At 37.7% G+C, this 1,423-nt stretch carries 1 protein-coding gene and 1 pseudogene; both read left to right on the top strand.

Going from position 1 to position 1,423, the window contains the following annotated elements; all coding sequences use genetic code 11:
* Positions 1-416, top strand: a pseudogene (locus tag M663_RS0100955) (ParA family protein); the annotation flags it as partial.
* Positions 417-806: 390 nt separating this feature from the next.
* Complete coding sequence (locus M663_RS0100950) at positions 807-995, top strand: hypothetical protein (RefSeq protein WP_273702568.1); 189 nt, start codon at positions 807-809, stop codon at positions 993-995.
* The last annotated feature ends 428 nt before the right edge of the window (positions 996-1,423 follow it).

The raw sequence follows: 1,423 nt of genomic DNA, 5'->3' as shown, positions 1-1,423 counted from the left end.
TCTTGCAACCGGAATCGAAGCGCTGGACAAAAAGCTTTCTTGAGTATAGTCCAAATGTATTTATACTTCAGTCCCCTCCTAAAGTGAGTCTTGTAAAAGATATTAGCGGAAATGATATTGATACAATTGTGAAATTTGCAAGAAGTAAGTTTGATGTGATAATTTTTGACCTCCCGGATGAATTTAACGAAATTGTTAAGGCTGCGCTTGATAATGCTTCAAAAATAATTGTATTATCTCAAGGTACAAAAGGAGAATTGGCAAGGATGAAGGAGTTTCCTTATGAGTATCTAACACTTTTTATAAAGCCTGAAAAAGGGTTTGGAAAGTATGCAAAAATGCTTAATTTAAAATATGAAATTATTGATAATATTAAAAAAGAGATAGACAGAGTATATGATTTTATATTATTGTAGTAAAATGCAAGAAAAAAATTGCTTATTTTTTGTTCGGACTATTTTTTCTTATCTTCCTTAGCGGTCCGGATTTTTCATTTTCGCTTTGCTCAAAACAAAAATCCGAATTAATAGAACACCACCGCAGACGGCATACGCCGCAGCGGTCGTGCTTTTTTTATATTTTCGGGTCTTTTCTTGTAAGTATATTTAAAATTTGCCTCCCGCTTTTAAGATTATACGCCTGCTCTGTTTCCGGTTAAGGTGCCTTCGAGCATATCCTCCCTCGCTAGCGCTCGGTCCGGTATCCCTCGACTCCACCTTGACCTCCAATTCGCAGGCTGTTTTTCCTGTTTACTGCCGGGAGGCAAATTTGATTTTGAATTTTTAGGGAGGTGCTTGTAAGTGAGCATGAAAGAGATGAGAGACAAAGTTATGGAGTTTTTGAGGGAACATTTGGAGATTGATGAGTTTACTTTACAAGACTGTAATTTTATGCCGGGAGGTGTTTTTGTGAAGGATAGAGAGGGCAAAAGTATGCTGTTTTTTTACGACTTTAAAAAAGATAAAGTGGACTACTGGTTTGGAGATGAAAAATAATTAGAGAATTTTATAAAAAAATACTATCAAATGATTGTAAAATTATTTAAGATATGATAAAATATTAAATAAAAGGAGTATATGCTATGGCTCAAATTGAGGAAATTAAAAAATTCCTCGTAACCCTGTAGTTATAAAATTTTTATAGAAGAAGTGAAGGGTTCAGTTTTTTGGACCCATTTTTTGTTACTTTCCTTGTAGAACAACCTGTAGAAAGCACGATAGAAATGAATTCTACACCTTATTCTACACATCCCAGCGCCCACTCCTACCCTTTTTTCCTTGCCGCGCCTCACCCCGAGGCTTCCGCCTCGCCCTCGCTTTGCTTGGGTTTCGAAGCGAGACTCCGCCCTCTCATCATGCTCCGCTAACGCTCTGAGAGGGCGGAGTCTCGCTTCTCAAGGGTTCGGCGCGGCTTTTAATTTCGG

Source organism: Thermoanaerobacter sp. A7A (genome assembly GCF_000445185.1).
Lineage (GTDB): Bacteria > Bacillota > Thermoanaerobacteria > Thermoanaerobacterales > Thermoanaerobacteraceae > Thermoanaerobacter.
The sequence above is the reverse complement of the archived record's forward strand: the minus strand, read 5'-3'. Positions and strand labels throughout refer to the sequence as shown.

Coding starts and splice junctions, on each gene's coding strand:
- M663_RS0100950 (WP_273702568.1), top strand. CDS start 807: ATGAAAGAGATGAGAGACAAAGTTATGGAGTTTTTGAGGGAACATTTG.